The organism is Vibrio sp. QJM3NY_27 (assembly GCF_057785955.1).
This window is the reverse complement of record NZ_CM173511.1, coordinates 3,288,085-3,304,158: the sequence shown is the minus strand read 5'-3', so window position 1 is coordinate 3,304,158 and position 16,074 is coordinate 3,288,085. Positions and strand designations below refer to the sequence as shown.

11 protein-coding genes are annotated in these 16,074 nt (G+C 46.4%); 2 read left to right on the top strand and 9 right to left on the bottom strand.

Features of this window, described 5'->3' with window-relative positions; translation table 11 throughout:
- Window positions 1–6 precede the first annotated feature (6 nt).
- From accC to AC3CIA_RS14840, 6 genes are all read right to left on the bottom strand, one after another.
- Window positions 7–1,350 carry an acetyl-CoA carboxylase biotin carboxylase subunit gene (accC, locus tag AC3CIA_RS14865; RefSeq protein WP_065207430.1) on the bottom strand — a complete coding sequence of 448 codons (1,344 nt, stop codon included), beginning with the start codon at window positions 1,348–1,350 and terminating at the stop codon, window positions 7–9.
- 15 nt (window positions 1,351–1,365) lie between these two features.
- Window positions 1,366–1,815 carry an acetyl-CoA carboxylase biotin carboxyl carrier protein gene (accB, locus tag AC3CIA_RS14860; protein ID WP_017083823.1) on the bottom strand — a complete coding sequence of 150 codons (450 nt, stop codon included), beginning with the start codon at window positions 1,813–1,815 and terminating at the stop codon, window positions 1,366–1,368.
- A gap of 74 nt (window positions 1,816–1,889) precedes the next feature.
- A complete protein-coding gene (gene aroQ / locus AC3CIA_RS14855; protein WP_004729735.1) occupies window positions 1,890–2,339 on the bottom strand; it encodes a type II 3-dehydroquinate dehydratase in 450 nt (149 codons plus the stop codon).
- 323 nt (window positions 2,340–2,662) lie between these two features.
- Entirely contained in the window at window positions 2,663–4,612 is a 1,950-nt protein-coding gene (acs, locus tag AC3CIA_RS14850) for an acetate--CoA ligase (protein ID WP_004729734.1), read from the bottom strand.
- Window positions 4,613–4,830: 218 nt separating this feature from the next.
- On the bottom strand, window positions 4,831–5,463 hold the full coding sequence (locus AC3CIA_RS14845; RefSeq protein ID WP_237291019.1) for a 3'-5' exonuclease: 633 nt from the start codon (window positions 5,461–5,463) through the stop codon (window positions 4,831–4,833).
- A gap of 11 nt (window positions 5,464–5,474) precedes the next feature.
- The gene (locus AC3CIA_RS14840; RefSeq protein ID WP_488518904.1) at window positions 5,475–7,307 is read right to left on the bottom strand and encodes a DUF294 nucleotidyltransferase-like domain-containing protein; all 1,833 of its coding nucleotides are present in this window, start codon (window positions 7,305–7,307) and stop codon (window positions 5,475–5,477) included.
- A 232-nt stretch (window positions 7,308–7,539) separates the two neighbouring features.
- Between AC3CIA_RS14840 and AC3CIA_RS14835 the strand changes: the two genes are divergently transcribed.
- Both AC3CIA_RS14835 and AC3CIA_RS14830 read left to right on the top strand, forming a co-directional pair.
- Window positions 7,540–8,730 carry a 3-phenylpropionate MFS transporter gene (locus AC3CIA_RS14835; RefSeq protein ID WP_017077574.1) on the top strand — a complete coding sequence of 397 codons (1,191 nt, stop codon included), beginning with the start codon at window positions 7,540–7,542 and terminating at the stop codon, window positions 8,728–8,730.
- Between the two features lie 110 nt (window positions 8,731–8,840).
- The gene (locus AC3CIA_RS14830) at window positions 8,841–12,272 is read left to right on the top strand and encodes a hybrid sensor histidine kinase/response regulator (protein WP_241762564.1); all 3,432 of its coding nucleotides are present in this window, start codon (window positions 8,841–8,843) and stop codon (window positions 12,270–12,272) included.
- A 101-nt stretch (window positions 12,273–12,373) separates the two neighbouring features.
- Here the strand turns inward: AC3CIA_RS14830 and AC3CIA_RS14825 are convergent, their stop codons facing one another.
- The 3 genes from AC3CIA_RS14825 to AC3CIA_RS14815 all read right to left on the bottom strand — a co-directional run bounded on the left by AC3CIA_RS14825 (window position 12,374) and on the right by AC3CIA_RS14815 (window position 16,073).
- Window positions 12,374–13,759, bottom strand: coding sequence for a class II fumarate hydratase (locus AC3CIA_RS14825; protein WP_488518269.1), 1,386 nt, complete (start codon window positions 13,757–13,759; stop codon window positions 12,374–12,376).
- Between the two features lie 12 nt (window positions 13,760–13,771).
- Complete coding sequence (locus AC3CIA_RS14820; protein ID WP_004729728.1) at window positions 13,772–14,158, bottom strand: hypothetical protein; 387 nt, start codon at window positions 14,156–14,158, stop codon at window positions 13,772–13,774.
- Between the two features lie 211 nt (window positions 14,159–14,369).
- A complete protein-coding gene (locus AC3CIA_RS14815; protein WP_054548240.1) occupies window positions 14,370–16,073 on the bottom strand; it encodes a sodium:solute symporter family protein in 1,704 nt (567 codons plus the stop codon).
- Window position 16,074: the final 1 nt, after the last annotated feature.

Sequence of the window (16,074 nt, the reverse complement as noted above, 5' to 3'; positions counted from 1 at the left end):
TAGCTTCTATTGTAGACCAAGCTTCTTCTCAAGATAGTGGATGTTTGCACCACCGTGTTGGAAGTTTTCGTCGTTCATAATAGCCAATTGAAGTTCAGTATTAACGTTAATACCTTCAACAATCATCTCACCCAATGCGTTCTTCATACGAGCGATAGCGACATCACGGTTTTCACCGTAAGTGATCAGCTTACCAATCATTGAATCGTAGTGTGGTGGTACTGTGTAGCCAGTATAGATGTGAGATTCCCAACGAACACCCATACCACCTGGAGCATGGAAGCGCGTGATCTTACCTGGAGATGGTAGGAAACGAACTGGATCTTCCGCGTTGATACGACATTCGATTGAGTGGCCGCGCAGCTTAATATCATCCTGTGTGAATGATAGAGGCTGACCAGCAGCAATGCGAAGTTGCTCTTTCACTAGGTCGATACCCGTTACCATTTCAGTAATCGTGTGCTCAACCTGGATACGAGTGTTCATTTCGATGAAGTAGAACTCACCGTTCTCGTATAGGAATTCAAATGTACCTGCGCCGCGGTAACCAATCTCAAGACATGCACGAGTACAACGGTCACCGATGTACTTACGCATCTCTTCAGTGATACCTGGTGCTGGCGCTTCTTCCACAACTTTCTGGTGACGACGCTGCATTGAACAGTCACGCTCACCTAGGTGGATAGCATTGCCTTGGCCATCTGCAAGCACTTGTACTTCAATGTGACGTGGGTTTTCTAGGAATTTTTCCATGTAAACCATGTCGTTATTGAAACATGCTTTTGCTTCAGCACGAGTCATTGCGATAGCTTCTGTTAGTTCTTTTTCAGTACGAACAACACGCATACCACGACCGCCGCCGCCGCCAGATGCCTTGATGATTACAGGGAAACCAATGCGCTTAGCGTGCGCTTTGTTTTTCACTTCATCATCATCAAGAGGGCCGTCAGAGCCCGGTACACAAGGTACGCCAGCTTTCTTCATTGACGTGATAGCTGACACTTTGTCACCCATCATGCGAATGGTTTCAGCTTTAGGGCCAACGAAGATAAAACCACTGCGCTCTACCTGTTCTGCAAAATCTGCATTTTCAGATAGGAAGCCGTAGCCAGGGTGGATAGCGACTGCACCCGTTACTTCAGCAGCGCTGATGATACGAGGGATGTTTAGGTAGCTATCGATACCACGAGCTGGACCGATACAAATGGTTTCGTCTGCAAGCAGTACGTGCTTAAGATCGCGGTCAGCTGTTGAGTGAACAGCTACTGTTTTGATGCCAAGCTCTTTACATGCTCGCAGAATACGCAGTGCAATTTCACCACGGTTCGCGATTACTAATTTATCTAACATAATGAGTGCTCTCTATTATTCGATAATTACTAGAGCTTGGTCGAATTCTACTGGTTGACCGTCTTCAACTAGGATAGCCGTTACAACACCAGATTTATCAGCTTCGATTTGGTTCATCATTTTCATTGCTTCAACGATACATAGCGTTTCGCCAGCAGTTACAGATTGACCAACCTTAACGAATGGTTTTGCATCTGGGCTTGGAGCGCCGTAGAAAGTACCAACCATTGGAGAAAGAACTTGGTGACCAGCTGGAACTGCAGGAGCTGCTGCTTCTGCTGCTACAGGTGCCGCCGCAGGTGCTGCCGCTACAGGAGCTGGAGCCGCTGCATATTGAATCGGTGCTGCAGATACAGGGCTGTTACGACTGATTCGTACTGACTCTTCACCTTCAGAGATTTCTAGCTCAGAAATACCAGACTCTTCAACCAATTCGATTAGCTTTTTGATTTTGCGAATATCCATTGTTTCTTTCTCTTTATCTGTTGATTGAACTTACTCTTTGACTGAGTAGGTTAGTAATAGTTCGTTGTTTTTATTTACTTTGCGTTGAGCTTGTTGAGCGCAGCCGTCAAAGCAAATTGATAACCTTGGGCACCTAAGCCACAAATCACACCTTCTGCTTTATCAGATAGGTAAGAGTGGTGACGGAATGGTTCACGTGCGTGAACATTCGATAGGTGAACCTCAATAAATGGGATAGCAACACCAAGTAGTGCATCACGCAACGCCACACTGGTGTGTGTAAAGGCCGCTGGGTTGATAATAATGAAATCAACATTTTGATAAGCACTATGGATAGCTTCAATCAGTTCATACTCACGATTTGACTGTAAGTGAGACAGCTCAACATCTTGTGTTTTCGCTTGCTCGGTCAATGAGCTAATAATCTGGTCAAGTGTTTGAGAACCGTAGTGTGCAGGCTCTCTAAGGCCTAACAGGTTAAGGTTTGGGCCATTTAAAACTAGAATGCGAAACTTTGTAGACATTGTGGGGCTATCTTCCTTTATCGTGTTTACGAATGTGAATGTTGCCATTTTATTGAAAATTTGGGGTTAATTTCCAGTAAGAAAAACCCAAATTTAAAAATTAGAACCAGATTATAGCTAATTCAGCGCAAATCGCAGCAATTTACTGGTCTAATCTCCTATAAGTACAGCATGGAATTGTTATCAACTTAACAAAAAACCACGATTGCTTTAATTTTATCGAAGATATTTGAGATCAAGATCGGCCATAAAAAAACCGCCACATAGGTGACGGTTTCATTATGGTCTGTTTTAAACAGTGATTAGCTAATGTGATGGGTTGCTTATGCCAGTTCAGCTTTCTCTGCAATCAGTTTATCAACCACACTTGGGTCGGCCAGCGTCGAGGTATCACCTAGGTTTCCAGTATCGCCGGTGGCAATTTTACGCAGGATACGACGCATGATCTTACCCGAACGAGTTTTTGGCAGAGAGTCTGTCCAATGCAGGACATCTGGCGTTGCGATAGGACCAATCTCTTTACGTACCCAGTCTTTCACTTCTTTATGAAGCTCTGCAGTTGGGAACTCACCATCATTCAACGTGATGTAAGCGTAAATGGCTTGGCCTTTAATATCATGAGGAATACCGACAATAGCGGCCTCAGCAATCTTATCAAACGCCACTAGAGCGGATTCAATCTCAGCGGTACCCATACGGTGACCTGATACGTTAAGCACGTCATCCACACGGCCCGTAATCCAGTAATAACCGTCTTCATCACGACGAGCACCATCACTCGTAAAGTACATGCCTTTAAAGGTTGAGAAGTAAGTCTGTTCAAAACGGTCATGATCGCCATGTACGGTACGCATTTGGCCTGGCCAAGAGTCAAGAATCACAAGGTTGCCGTCTGTTGCACCCTCAATGATGTTACCCATGTTATCAACCAGCGCGGGCTGTACACCGAAGAATGGGCGAGTCGCTGACCCCGGTTTTAGGTCTGTTGCGCCCGGCAGTGGTGAGATTAAGATACCGCCCGTTTCTGTTTGCCACCATGTATCGACAATCGGAGACTGCTCATTACCAATTGTTTTGTAATACCACTCCCACGCTTCAGGGTTGATAGGCTCACCTACCGAACCCATGACTCTTAGGCTGTCACGAGAAGTACCTTCAACCGCTTCATTGCCTTTTGCCATTAGGGCACGAATCGCCGTTGGTGCAGTATAAAGAATATTAACTTGATGCTTATCGACCACTTCACTCATGCGGCTTGTGTTCGGGTAATTCGGCACGCCTTCAAACAGAATGGTTTTTGCACCATTGGCAAGTGGACCGTAGACAAGGTAAGTGTGACCAGTAATCCAGCCCACATCTGCTGTACACCAGAAGGTTTCGCCTTCTTGGTAGTCGAATACGTATTTGAAGGTCATGGCTGCATAAACAAGGTAGCCACCTGTGGTGTGCATAACACCTTTCGGTTTACCTGTAGAGCCTGACGTATAAAGGATGAATAGTGGGTCTTCTGCGTTCATCTCTTCTGGTGGGCAATCTGCCGATACATTTGCGATAGCATCATGCCACCACACATCGCGGTGTTCGTGCCAAGCAACATCACCGCCGGTGCGTTTGAATACAACAACCTTCTCGATGTTCTTCACTTCAGGGTTAGTCAGTGCTTCATCGACGTTTTTCTTCAGTGGAACAGCACGGCCGCCACGCACGCCTTCATCGGCAGTGATAACGACTTTAGAATTTGAATCGATAATACGACCAGACAGAGCTTCTGGTGAGAAACCACCAAATACGACTGTGTGAACCGCACCGATACGGGTACATGCCAGCATGGCTACTGCAGCTTCTGGTACCATTGGCATGTATAAACAAACCACATCACCTTTGCGTACACCTTGCTCTTTTAGAGCATTTGAAAACAGGCACACTTCTTTGTGTAGTTCATTAAAAGTTAGCGTTTTGTCATCAGCCGGGTCATCGCCTTCCCAGATAATCGCGACTTCATCACCGCGCTCAGCAAGGTGGCGGTCGATACAGTTGGCTGAAACGTTAAGCGTGCCATCTTCAAACCAGCGAATGTCAATGTGGCCAGGGTCGAAAGAGGTGTTTTTTACCTGTGTGAAAGGCTTAATCCAATCAACGATTTTTCCGTGTTCACCCCAAAAGCCTTCAGGGTCAGAAACAGATTGCTGGTACATGGCTAGGTAAGTGTCATTATCCGCGTGTGTGGTTGATTTAATATTTTCTTTTACCGGATAAACGTGGGCTTCACTCATTGCATCTCTCCTTGTGCCTACATTCCTAATGAACTGGCAACTTCCTTTGTGTTCAGTTTCTAGGTCTATTACAGAACCGTCGTTGTGCTATCACTCTCGGCTAGGACGGCGATTTCCACAATTAGACTTTAGGATGAGACGCCGCTTTTCACTTAAAAAATAGCGAGTTAAGTTCATTTTTGAGAGATTGCTCTCTATGTGGAAAGGCAGTAGTTGAATTAGGTATACGAAGAGTTGAAGCGCGGTAAGTCGCCGTGCTTTAGGCGAACAAAAATCAGCGCAGCGGAGATAGCATCTTGTAATGCATCATGTTTATTGACCGGGATAGGTAAATCGAGCTGACGACAGATGGCATCGATACTGAGGTCAAAATAGGCATTGGGTAGCTGCCTTTCGAGTTTGTCTTGGTAGAGCTGGCTCACTTCGACTAATCGGTTAGGCAGTGGAAATCCCAGCTGTTTTAAACAGGCACGGTCGAGAATCTTTTTATCATAGCGGATGTGATAGCCGACTAAAGGACGATTTCCGATGAAGTTCAGTAGCTCAATTAGAGCTTGTTTCTCTTCTATACCGTGCTTTAGATCTTGATGGCGAATGCGGTGGATTTTGATGGAATTACAATCGAGTGACTGAGGGGCTCTGAGTCGAACTTCAAAAGGTTGGCTGGTAATGATTCGGTTACCGATGATCTTTGTCGCGGCAATAGTGACTAATTCCGCCTGATTAGGGTCGAGGCTGGTGGTTTCACAATCGAGCGATACATATTCATTATGCGTAGGCGTAGCAAACAGAGGCTGATAATGAGAGCCTTTGAGCTTGTGATGCCAGTAATAACGAACCAATCTATTCATCGTTCAGCCGCCTAATCTCTTATCTGATAGTGGTAACCTAGCCATTGCTTGAATTTCTTCACCACATGTAGGCTATGACGAAGCAGATCTCTGTCTGCTCGCTCCATCAGTTTGACGTTGATCTTGTTGCTGCTGTGCTGCTGAGAAAGCCTTTGGGCTAAGCGCCACTTAAAGAATTGTTTGAGAGCTTCACTGAGATTGTCTGCGGTGCTTTGCTCTAATACCTTCTTGCTGACCAGCTGCTCAATGCGTTCGAAGGTGTTGTTGACCGTGACACCATGCTCAAGACAGAGCGCTCTCACACCATGCACAATAGGGAAAATGCCGCCTTGTTTGATATCGAGCCCTGATTTGGATTTTTTTACATTACCAAACAGGGTGAGGGGAACCGAGAAGTTCAGAGCAGGGCGGCAGAATTCAGTCAGAATCAATTCCTGTCCGAGCATCAAATCACTGAGGTGTTGTTTTACTGGTTTTAATAACTCTCTGTTACCCGCAACGGCGTGTGCATCCGCCATGATAGCAATATCCATCACGGTGTCTGGCGTGGCTTTTTTTACCCAACGGGTGAGCGTTTGTTTCCACTCTTTTTCTGAATGTACCCATTTCGGGTTGTTGACCATCACATTGCCCGGGCACAGTGGATAGCCCAATTGCTGCAGTGTGTGGGTGAGATCGTTCATGGCACTTTGGCATTGATGCCACTCCAAGCCATCTTGAATTATTAGCGCGTTGTCTTGATCGGTTTTGAGAATTTGTTCTCCACGGCCTTCGGAACCCAACACGATTAGGCAGCAATGATTATGCAGTGCAGGTGGGATCACCAACTCAAAAGCCTTCTCTATGATCTGTTCATTAACCGCAGAAATCAGCTCCATGATAAAGCGTGTGCGAATCCCGTTACTGAGCAAGCTCTCGACCAGTTGACGCTGTTTGTTAGAAGCCATTGCCAATTCTTCAACGCTGGTGGCGCGAGCAATACGCAAAGTGAGAACGTGAGAGTGAGTGGAGAATGCACTGAGGATCTGTGTCATATCCACCATGCCAACCGCATTTAGACCATCACAAACCATCAACCTTTTTACCCGATTTCTGGTCATGGTAATCATGGCGTTAAATAAGAAGTCGCCTTGATTTACGTGCATCACCGGAAACGTAGCGATCTTGCCGACGGGCGAATCCAGTGGGAAATTATCGAGCATCACAGCATGTAATAAATTGGTTCGAGTGACGATTCCATACGATAAGGAACATGATGATCCAAAAGCTTTTGGATCATCATGTTCCAAATAAACAAGAGCTGAGTCCAACCCTCGTTCTTTAAGGGTTTGAGTAACTTGGTTGATAGGTTGGTTCGGTTCAAGTATCAGTGGTGGGTGATAGATAGAGTCATCCACTTTGGTCAATATGAACTCGGCTAGATTCTGCTGTTGTTGGGCGGCTTCGATCAGTGCTTTACGTGTTGATAGGTTACTATCAAAGTAGGCGGCGAATTGGCCATTGGCGTGGTAAAGCTCGAGAAAAATATCAGTGGGCAGCAGATAACTTAATGTATCTTCGAGCGCGATATATTGGTGTTTGGTGTGAGGTTCAAATTGGCTGCGCACATCAAAAATATCGTCATTGGCATAGTGTGCGTAAATCTCGCCATCACTGCTCGCACGCTCTTCAACCGCTCCTTTGATCAAAATGTGCAGGTGTCGGCTCGGCCTATCGGCTTCCAGTATTACTTCTTGAGAGCGGTAATACACCACGTCTAATGAAGAGCGCAGCTTCAACTGTTCGGTGTCGGACAGGCTATCGAAGGGTGGGTGCTGCATATTAAATTTGTCAGGCATAAGCATCACAAGAAGAAATGGGAGTCTTTAATCAGTCTGACAAAATACCAGCGAAGCTCCAGACGACTTTAGTCTAAATGAGAGTATGGGTATTGATGAGCCTGAGATATCTCGTTGAAATGCGATATCCAAGTAAATTGAATATAGGAATAGCATCCCAGTAATAATTCCCTTTTTCATCGTATGCGAGATAGGCATAATTGGTGCTGCCTTTTTCCGCACACTTTATAGGTTATTTATGTTTAGCCCTTCACCCTATGGCTGGATCTCTCAGTATTTTCTTGGTTTCTTTTTTGCGTATGGCGTGTACTTGCCATTTTGGGCGTTGTGGTTTGAAGACCAAGGCGTGTCTGCTGGTGATATTGGTGTATTGATTGGTATCGGCTTTGCGACGCGTTGTGTGGCCAACCTAGTGATTACGCCACGTATCCATAAAGTTGAACACTTGATGCCAGCTTTACGCTGTTTGAGTTTCGCCGCGCTGTTGTTTGTAGGCTTCCACTTTTTCACGGGTGGCAGTTTTATACTGATGTTGCTGGCAACGGTACTGTTTAACCTGTGTTGTGGGCCGATTATTCCTCTTTCTGACGCAATGGCTAACCATTACAGTCGTCTTAAGATGCTCGACTACGGCCGAACTCGCCTATGGGGTTCGGTTGCTTTTATCGCGGGTTCAACCGTGGTTGGTTATCTAGTGGCTGAATTCGGCACTGACATGATTTTGTATACTGCGCTTGCCGGTGTGTTGTTGTCGTTGATTCTTGCGATGAGAAATCCCAATGTGATGCCAGTAACACAATCTGAGCAACAAGCGGTGCGACCAAAACTAGGTGAGTTACTGCGCGAGTCATCAGTGGTGAAATTTTTAGCCTTGATGGCACTGTTGCAAGGTAGCCATGCGGCTTACTACAGCTTTAGTGCAATTTATTGGAAAGAAGCCGGTCACTCAGAAGCGATCATCGGTTATTTGTGGAGCCTTGGTGTTGTCGCTGAGGTGGCCGTATTTGCGTTAAGTAAGCGCTTATTCTCTGGTTGGTCACTGCGTACTCTGTTCGTAGTAGCGGCAATTGGGGTGATGGCTCGTTGGGGTATTACCGCTTCTACCACAGCGATTTTCGCACTGGTTATGGTGCAACTGCTGCATGGTGTGACGTTTGCTATGGCACACATCGCAGCGATTCAATACATCCAATCTGAAGAACAGAACAAGATGGTTGCGCTACAAGCTCTCTATAATGCGATTCCATTGGGTGCATTTATCGCACTAATGACCACCTTAAGTGGTTGGGGATATGAGCTTTGGGGTGCGAATATTTTCTGGGGTATGGCCGCAATGGGAGCACTTGCCTTGTTTATTAAGGTCGATGAAAGAAGCTCAGTGGTTGAGGTTAATCAAACAGCCTCAGCTCAATCTGATGCTCAGAATTAAAGCCTAAAGCACAGAATTTAAGCGATGCGATTGAGTTAAACACACTTCCCTAGTTAAATGAAACCTCTCCCTTATGGAGAGGTTTTTTTATGGATGAAAAAGGGTTTTTAATGCAAGGATGGATAGTAATTCCAGTCTCTTTAGCCTATTTGGGCGTGTTGTTTTTGATCGCTTGGTATGGAGACAGGCAAGTTCGTTGGCTATCACGCTGGCGTCCATGGATATATAGCCTTTCTATTGCGGTGTATTGTACTTCTTGGACCTTCTATGGAACGGTCGGGCAGGCCAGTAACAATCCTTGGTCATTCTTACCCATCTACCTCGCCCCTATTTTAGTTTTCACGTTGGGGTGGCGGATCTTAGCTCGGCTGATCCTTATCGCGAAGCGTGAACACATCACCTCTATTGCCGACTTTATCGCGGCTCGTTATGGAAAATCTCAAGGCTTAGCGGTGGCGGTGACCATTATCGCTGTGGTTGGCATTCTTCCTTATATCGCCCTGCAATTGCGCGGTATTACCATGGGCTTAGATATTGTTGCGCCAAACCTAGCCACTGATTTTGGTTATCAGGACTATCACGTCTCTTGGTTTGTGGTCGGTGCATTGGCCATTTTTACGATGTTGTTTGGCACGCGACACATCGATAACACTGAACACCACCGTGGCATGATGATGGCTGTAGCGTTTGAATCCATCGTTAAGCTCGCGGCATTTTTGATTGTTGGCTTGTTCATCATGTACCTTGCGGTGAGCAGTGACAAAATTGACTTACTTGATGTGGCGGCTTCCACCTACGAATCGCCGAATATTCCGACCTTAATTATTCATACCGTTTTAACCATGTTGGCGATTGTCTGTCTGCCGCGCCAATTCCACACCATGGTGGTTGAGAACGAACGTCCTCAAGATCTGCATACTGCTCGCTGGCTGTTTCCGCTTTACCTGATTTTGATGGGACTGTTCGTGCTGCCAATTGCTTGGGCAGGACAAGGGTTGCTCACTGACATGCCGGCTGATACTTACGTTATCAGTGTGCCAATGGCAGAAGGTGCTAATCACATTGCTTTGTTAGCATTCCTCGGAGGTACTTCGGCGGCGAGTGGCATGGTGATTGTATCGACCATCGCATTAGCGATCATGGTTTCGAATGATTTAGTGATGCCATTGCTGCTGCGCCGTATGCGTCTAACCCAAAGAACACATCGACATTTTTCTGGCCTGTTACTGGTGATTCGACGCGGGTTAATTTTGCTGCTGTTACTTGGTGCTTGGTTGTTTTATCAGGCCCTCGATACTATCCATTCATTGTCGGCTATTGGCTTTCTTTCTTTTGCTGCGATTGCTCAGTTCGCTCCTGCATTAATTGGTGGATTGTACTGGCGTCCCGGAAACCGTAAGGGTGTTTATGTCGGTTTGCTTGTCGGTTCGGTGATCTGGCTGATTACCCTGATGAGTCAAACCAGCATGCTAGCGGGCGATAGCGAAAGTAACTTACTGCTGTGGATTATCACGCCGCCAGAACTGCTGAGAAGTTGGGATGTTAGCAGCTCAAATTGGGGCATAGTGCTGAGTATTTTACTCAATACCTTGTGCTATGCCGTGGTCTCGATGACGACCAGACCAAGCCTAAGTGAGCGCTTACAATCGGCAGCATTTGTTGGTACACCACTGCCTGAAAATGAGAACATCAGTCTCTATCAGAACCGTGTGACAGTCGCAGAATTAGAGATGTTGGCATCGCGTTTTGTGGGTCGAAAGCGAGCGAAAAGCGCCTTACACAGCTATTGGCAACAACACGGCCAGCCGTTACTTCCTAATCAACAAGCACCTGCAAGCCTGATTAGACACGCAGAGCGCGTGCTTGCTGGGGTGTTTGGTGCTTCGTCTGCTAAGTTAGTACTCACTTCTGCTTTACAAGGCAGAAACATGCAGCTTGAAGAGGTTGCGACTATCGTTGATGAAGCCTCTGAGCTGTACGACTTCAGTCGTGGTTTACTGCAAGGTGCGATTGAACATATTGGCCAAGGTATTGCAGTAATCGACAAACAAATGAGGCTGGTGGCGTGGAATCAACGTTACTTAGAACTGTTTGAGTTCCCTGCTGGCTTGATTCAGGTTGGTCGACCCATTTCAGATGTGATTCGCCATAATGCTGAGCAAGGTTTGTGTGGTCCTGGCGACCCGGAAGATCACGTACGCCGCCGTGTTTATCACCTTGAACAAGGCACCCGACATACTTCTTCTCGTATTCGTCCTGATGGTCGAGTGATTGAAGTGCAAGGTAACCCGATGCCAAGCGGTGGCTTTGTGATGAGCTTTACCGACATCACGGTATTCAGACAAGCAGAGCAAGCGCTAAAAGATGCCAATGAAAGCTTGGAATCGAGAGTGCATGAGCGTACTCAAGAGCTAGAAAAACTGAATCATCGCTTGGTAAAGGCGACGCAAATCTCTGACCAAGAATCACAATCCAAGAGTCGTTTTCTTGCGGCTGTGAGTCACGATTTGATGCAGCCATTAAATGCTGCTCGCTTGTTTGCTTCTTCGTTATCTGAGGTCGCCAAAGAACAAGAGGTCAAACAGCTTTCTTCTCATATCGAAAGCGCGCTTGGTGCGGCTGAAGATCTGATTGGTGATTTATTGGATATCTCGCGCTTGGAATCCGGCAAGTTAGAAACCAACATTCATGCGATTGCCGTGCATGATGTACTAACCAATTTGAATGCGGAATTTAGCGCTTTAGCGATACAACAAAAAATCCAGTTTCAAATGATCCCGTCGTCATTGTTCATTCATTCTGATCCTAAGTTATTAAGACGTGTGATTCAGAACTTTTTAACTAATGCGTTTCGCTATAACCCTGAAGGAAAAGTGGTCCTCGGTGCGAGACGAGTAAATGGTCAGGTTCGAATCGATGTGTGGGATAACGGAACCGGTATCGATGAAGACAAGCAACAAGAGATCTTCGAAGAATTTACTCGTGGTAGCCAAGTGCGTGCTGATCAGGGATTAGGGCTAGGATTAGCCATCTCCAAAGGTATTGCCCATGTGCTTGGTCATCAAATATCGATGCGTTCATGGCCGGGTCAAGGCAGTGTCTTTTCCATCACCTTAGCGAGAGCTGAAAAGGTGGCTCCGGTTGTGCAAGCTTCAGCGCCAATGGCGACCAGCGACATCGAGCATCTGAAAATACTGTGTGTCGACAATGAGCGAGAAATTTTGGTCGGTATGGAGAACTTGATAGGACGATGGGGCTGTGAGGTTAAGACCGCCGTTGATCTAGTTGAAAGCTTGAAGTGTCTCGATGATGGTTGGCAACCGGATGTGATTTTCTCTGATTATCGTTTGGATAATGGTCGAACTGGACTCGAAGTCCTGCAGCAGTGTCGTTTACGTCTTGGGGACTCTTTTGAAGGGGTCATCATCAGTGCTGATAGAACCGATGACATGCTGGCAGCGATAAAAGCCAATAGCTTCAGCTTTATCGCTAAACCCGTCAAGCCGCTAAAACTCAGAGCGGTCTTAAATCGGGTGAGCTAATTAATGAACGGATGTAGAAAAGGCCTCGGATGAGGCCTTTTTTGTTTCAGTAAGGATTGTTAATGCCTATTCGCTTTTTAACTAACTAGATAGATAACTAGCTAACCAGCAATTCCACCCTGCGTCAGTGTGGTTGGATCAAGAAGCTTGCTGAGTTCTTCTCGGCTAAGGTCGGTTTCTCTTTCCGCAACATCAAGAATCGGTAAGCCTTCTTTGTAGGCCTTCTTGGCAATATCCGCCGCTTTGAAGTAACCAATTACAGGGTTTAGGGCTGTCACGAGAATTGGGTTCTTTGACAGCGCCAAGTCGAGATTGTCTTGGCGCACGGTGAAGGTAGCTATTGCTTTATCAGCCAGTGCGACTGAGCTGTTTGCTAACAACTCTATGCTTTCTAGAACGTTATGAGCAATAACCGGCAGCATCACATTCAATTGGAAGTTACCCGATTGGCCAGCAATCGTGATCGTGGTGTCATTACCAATCACTTGCGCCGCCGCCATGGCTGCAGCCTCTGGAATCACAGGGTTGACCTTTCCTGGCATGATAGACGAGCCCGGTTGCAGCGCTTGTAACTCAATTTCCCCTAAGCCAGCCAACGGACCTGAGTTCATCCAGCGAAGATCGTTTGAGATCTTGAGGATCGCAACTGCTGCAGTTTTAAGCTGACCAGAAAACGCAACGATCGCGTCTTGACTACTGAGGTTAAAAAAGAAGTTTTCACTGGAGGTAAAACGGGTCTTTGTCGATTGAGACAGGTTGCTTGCAAACTTATCGGCAAAGCGTGGGTCGGCATTGATCCCCGTACCTACCGCTGTGCCACCTTGAGCAAGCGCCTTGATTGCTGGCAAGCTGCTTTCAATGGCTTGCTTAGCGTGTTCAATCTGGAACTTCCAACCACCAAGCTCTTGAGCAAAGGTAATCGGCATCGCATCCATTAGGTGAGTACGACCTGTTTTTACTACCTCAGCAAGCTCTTGTTGTTTAACGGTAAGTGCTGCAGAAAGGTGAGTTAATGCAGGCAACAATTTGTTTTCTGTCATCAAAGCAACGCTCACTTGGATCGCCGTTGGCACGACATCGTTACTGCTTTGACCCATGTTGACGTGATCATTGGGGTTCACGTCGCCTTGCAGGCTTCTTGAAGCGAGTGTGGCAATGACTTCATTGGCATTCATGTTGGAGCTGGTGCCAGAACCCGTTTGGTAAACATCAATAGGGAATTGCTCGAGGTGTTTACCTTCAATGATCTCTTGGCTGGCTTCGGCAATTGCGTTCGCAATATCACCTTCTAATAAGCCTAATTGAGCGTTGGTATCGGCGGCGGCTTGCTTAATTAACGCCAGTGCTTGAATAAAGCTGGTTGGCATCTTGTGCGAACTAAACGCGAAGTTATCCGCGGCACGTTGAGTTTGTGCCTGGTATAGCGCATCGGCAGGGACTTTAACTTCGCCCATGCTGTCTTTCTCAATCCGAAATTCTTGGGTCATGTTCTATCCTTGTTAGCCAAGTGGGGCTTGGACTTGTTGTAGTGTCTGGCTGATATTCAAAAAACGCGCTTGGCCGTGCGGTTGCTGGCGGTAGTGGCGTTTTAAATAAAATAGTGGAGAGTGAATAGAGTCTAGGCAGATATGACGAAAGGCGAAACTGTGGTCAGGAGACTCAATCGCTTCAATTAAATGAAAGAAAACTTGGCGCAGGTACAGTTCACACAACAAGATATTTTCTTGAGCGGCATGCTTTTCATAGTAAGCCGACAGCGTGAGTGCGCATTCGATATAGTCTCGAATCACAAACGGTTCGTTACCTTGAACTTGCTCTAATGAAGCAAAGCGATCCTGTGCTTTGTAAAATCTTGAATAGAGAACCTGCTGCTCTTTCATCATCATTTGCATCTCTTTAATGGATGTTAATGATAATTATTATCAAATGAAAGTTTAAAAACAACCCTTTCTTTAGTCTTTTTATAAAATATCAGGGAAAAAGAAAAAGCCGATACATAAAGTATCGGCTTTCTTGAGTCAGTACCTAATCCCTACAATGTAAGTACTGATTCATTTTCTAAGTGCTTCTTATCCTAGTCACTAAGTCGCGAGCTTCTTAGTGGTCGTGAGCTTCACCAGCACCTTTAGGATAACGGATAGACTCAACCATCTCTTGTACATCTTCAGGAACTTCAGCGGTCACTTTGTTCACTGCAATTGATACTACAAAGTTTAGACACATACCTAGCGTACCGATGCCTTCTGGGCTGATACCAAACCACCAATTTTCCGGTGTGCTTGCTGCTGGGTTAATGAACTTGAAGTAGATGATGTAGCTTGCTGTGAAGGCAATACCTGACAACATACCTGCAATAGCGCCTTCCTTGTTCATCTTCTTGTAGAAGATACCTAGGATGATGGCAGGGAAGAAGGATGCTGCGGCTAAGCCGAAGGCAAACGCTACTACCTGAGCTACGAAACCTGGTGGATTAATACCTAAGTAACCAGCACCGACAATCGCGACCATCGCTGCCAAACGAGCGGCTAATAGCTCCTGCTTGTCGGTCATGTTTGGTCTAAAGCCTTTCTTCAACAAGTCATGTGAAATCGACGTTGAGATTACCAGTAGTAGACCCGCGGCTGTTGATAGTGCGGCTGCTAGGCCACCAGCTGCAAGTAGTGCTACAACCCAGTTTGGTAGTTTTGCTAGCTCTGGAGAAGCCAGTACGATGATGTCACGGTTAATCTTCATCTCGTTGCGTTCGTCGCCCGAGTAGAACATTTTGCCATCGCCGTTCTTATCTTCCCAACCAACTAGGCCTGTGCTTTCCCAGTTTTTGTACCAGCTTGGTGCGTCTGCTGCTGCGACACCTTGCATGTCCGGGCCGTTAATCGTTTCGATCATGTTTACACGAGCGAAGGCTGCAACGCCTGGCGCTGTTGTGTATAGCAATGAGATGAACAGTAGTGCCCAACCCGCTGAGATACGAGCATCACGTACTTTTGGTACCGTGAAGAAACGAATGATTACGTGTGGAAGACCGGCAGTACCTACCATTAGAGCTGCACAGATGAAGAATACATCTACCATGCTCTTGTTACCTTCGGTATAGGCGGTAAATCCGAGCTCTTCGGTTAGTCCATCCAGTTTATCAAGTAAGTATACATCTGTACCTGATAGCGTTGAGCCCATACCAACTTGTGGAAGTGGGTTACCTGTCATCATGATTGAGGTAAAGATTGCTGGAACAAGGAAGGCGAAAATGAGGACACAGAATTGAGCTACCTGCGTATAAGTGATGCCTTTCATGCCACCAAGCACTGCGTAGAAGAACACAATACCCATACCAATGATGATGCCTAGGTTAATATCAACTTCTAGGAAACGAGAGAATACAACGCCAACACCACGCATCTGGCCTGCAACGTACGTAAATGATACGAAGATTGCACAGAATACCGCTACCATACGTGCTGTTTTCGAGTAGTAACGTTCACCGATGAAATCAGGAACCGTAAACTGACCGAACTTACGTAGGTAAGGTGCTAAACATAGCGCAAGTAGTACATAACCACCTGTCCAACCCATTAGGTAAACCGCACCGTCGTAACCAACGAATGAGATGATACCAGCCATTGAGATGAATGATGCTGCCGACATCCAGTCAGCGGCTGTTGCCATGCCGTTTGCTACTGGGTGTACGCCGCCGCCAGCAACGTAGAATTCACTCGTTGTTCCAGCACGAGCCCAGATTGCGATGCCGATATAGACTGCGAAAGTAATACCGACGAGAATAAACGTCCAAGTTTGAATATCCATG

Bases quoted from the DNA above. Each gene is read 5' to 3' on its own strand.
- accC (WP_065207430.1), bottom strand. From the start codon at position 1,350: ATGTTAGATAAATTAGTAATCGCGAACCGTGGTGAAATTGCACTGCGT.
- accB (WP_017083823.1), bottom strand. From the start codon at position 1,815: ATGGATATTCGCAAAATCAAAAAGCTAATCGAATTGGTTGAAGAGTCT.
- aroQ (WP_004729735.1), bottom strand. From the start codon at position 2,339: ATGTCTACAAAGTTTCGCATTCTAGTTTTAAATGGCCCAAACCTTAAC.
- acs (WP_004729734.1), bottom strand. From the start codon at position 4,612: ATGAGTGAAGCCCACGTTTATCCGGTAAAAGAAAATATTAAATCAACC.
- AC3CIA_RS14845 (WP_237291019.1), bottom strand. From the start codon at position 5,463: ATGAATAGATTGGTTCGTTATTACTGGCATCACAAGCTCAAAGGCTCT.
- AC3CIA_RS14840 (WP_488518904.1), bottom strand. From the start codon at position 7,307: ATGCTTATGCCTGACAAATTTAATATGCAGCACCCACCCTTCGATAGC.
- AC3CIA_RS14835 (WP_017077574.1), top strand. From the start codon at position 7,540: ATGTTTAGCCCTTCACCCTATGGCTGGATCTCTCAGTATTTTCTTGGT.
- AC3CIA_RS14830 (WP_241762564.1), top strand. From the start codon at position 8,841: ATGCAAGGATGGATAGTAATTCCAGTCTCTTTAGCCTATTTGGGCGTG.
- AC3CIA_RS14825 (WP_488518269.1), bottom strand. From the start codon at position 13,759: ATGACCCAAGAATTTCGGATTGAGAAAGACAGCATGGGCGAAGTTAAA.
- AC3CIA_RS14820 (WP_004729728.1), bottom strand. From the start codon at position 14,158: ATGATGATGAAAGAGCAGCAGGTTCTCTATTCAAGATTTTACAAAGCA.
- AC3CIA_RS14815 (WP_054548240.1), bottom strand. From the start codon at position 16,073: ATGGATATTCAAACTTGGACGTTTATTCTCGTCGGTATTACTTTCGCA.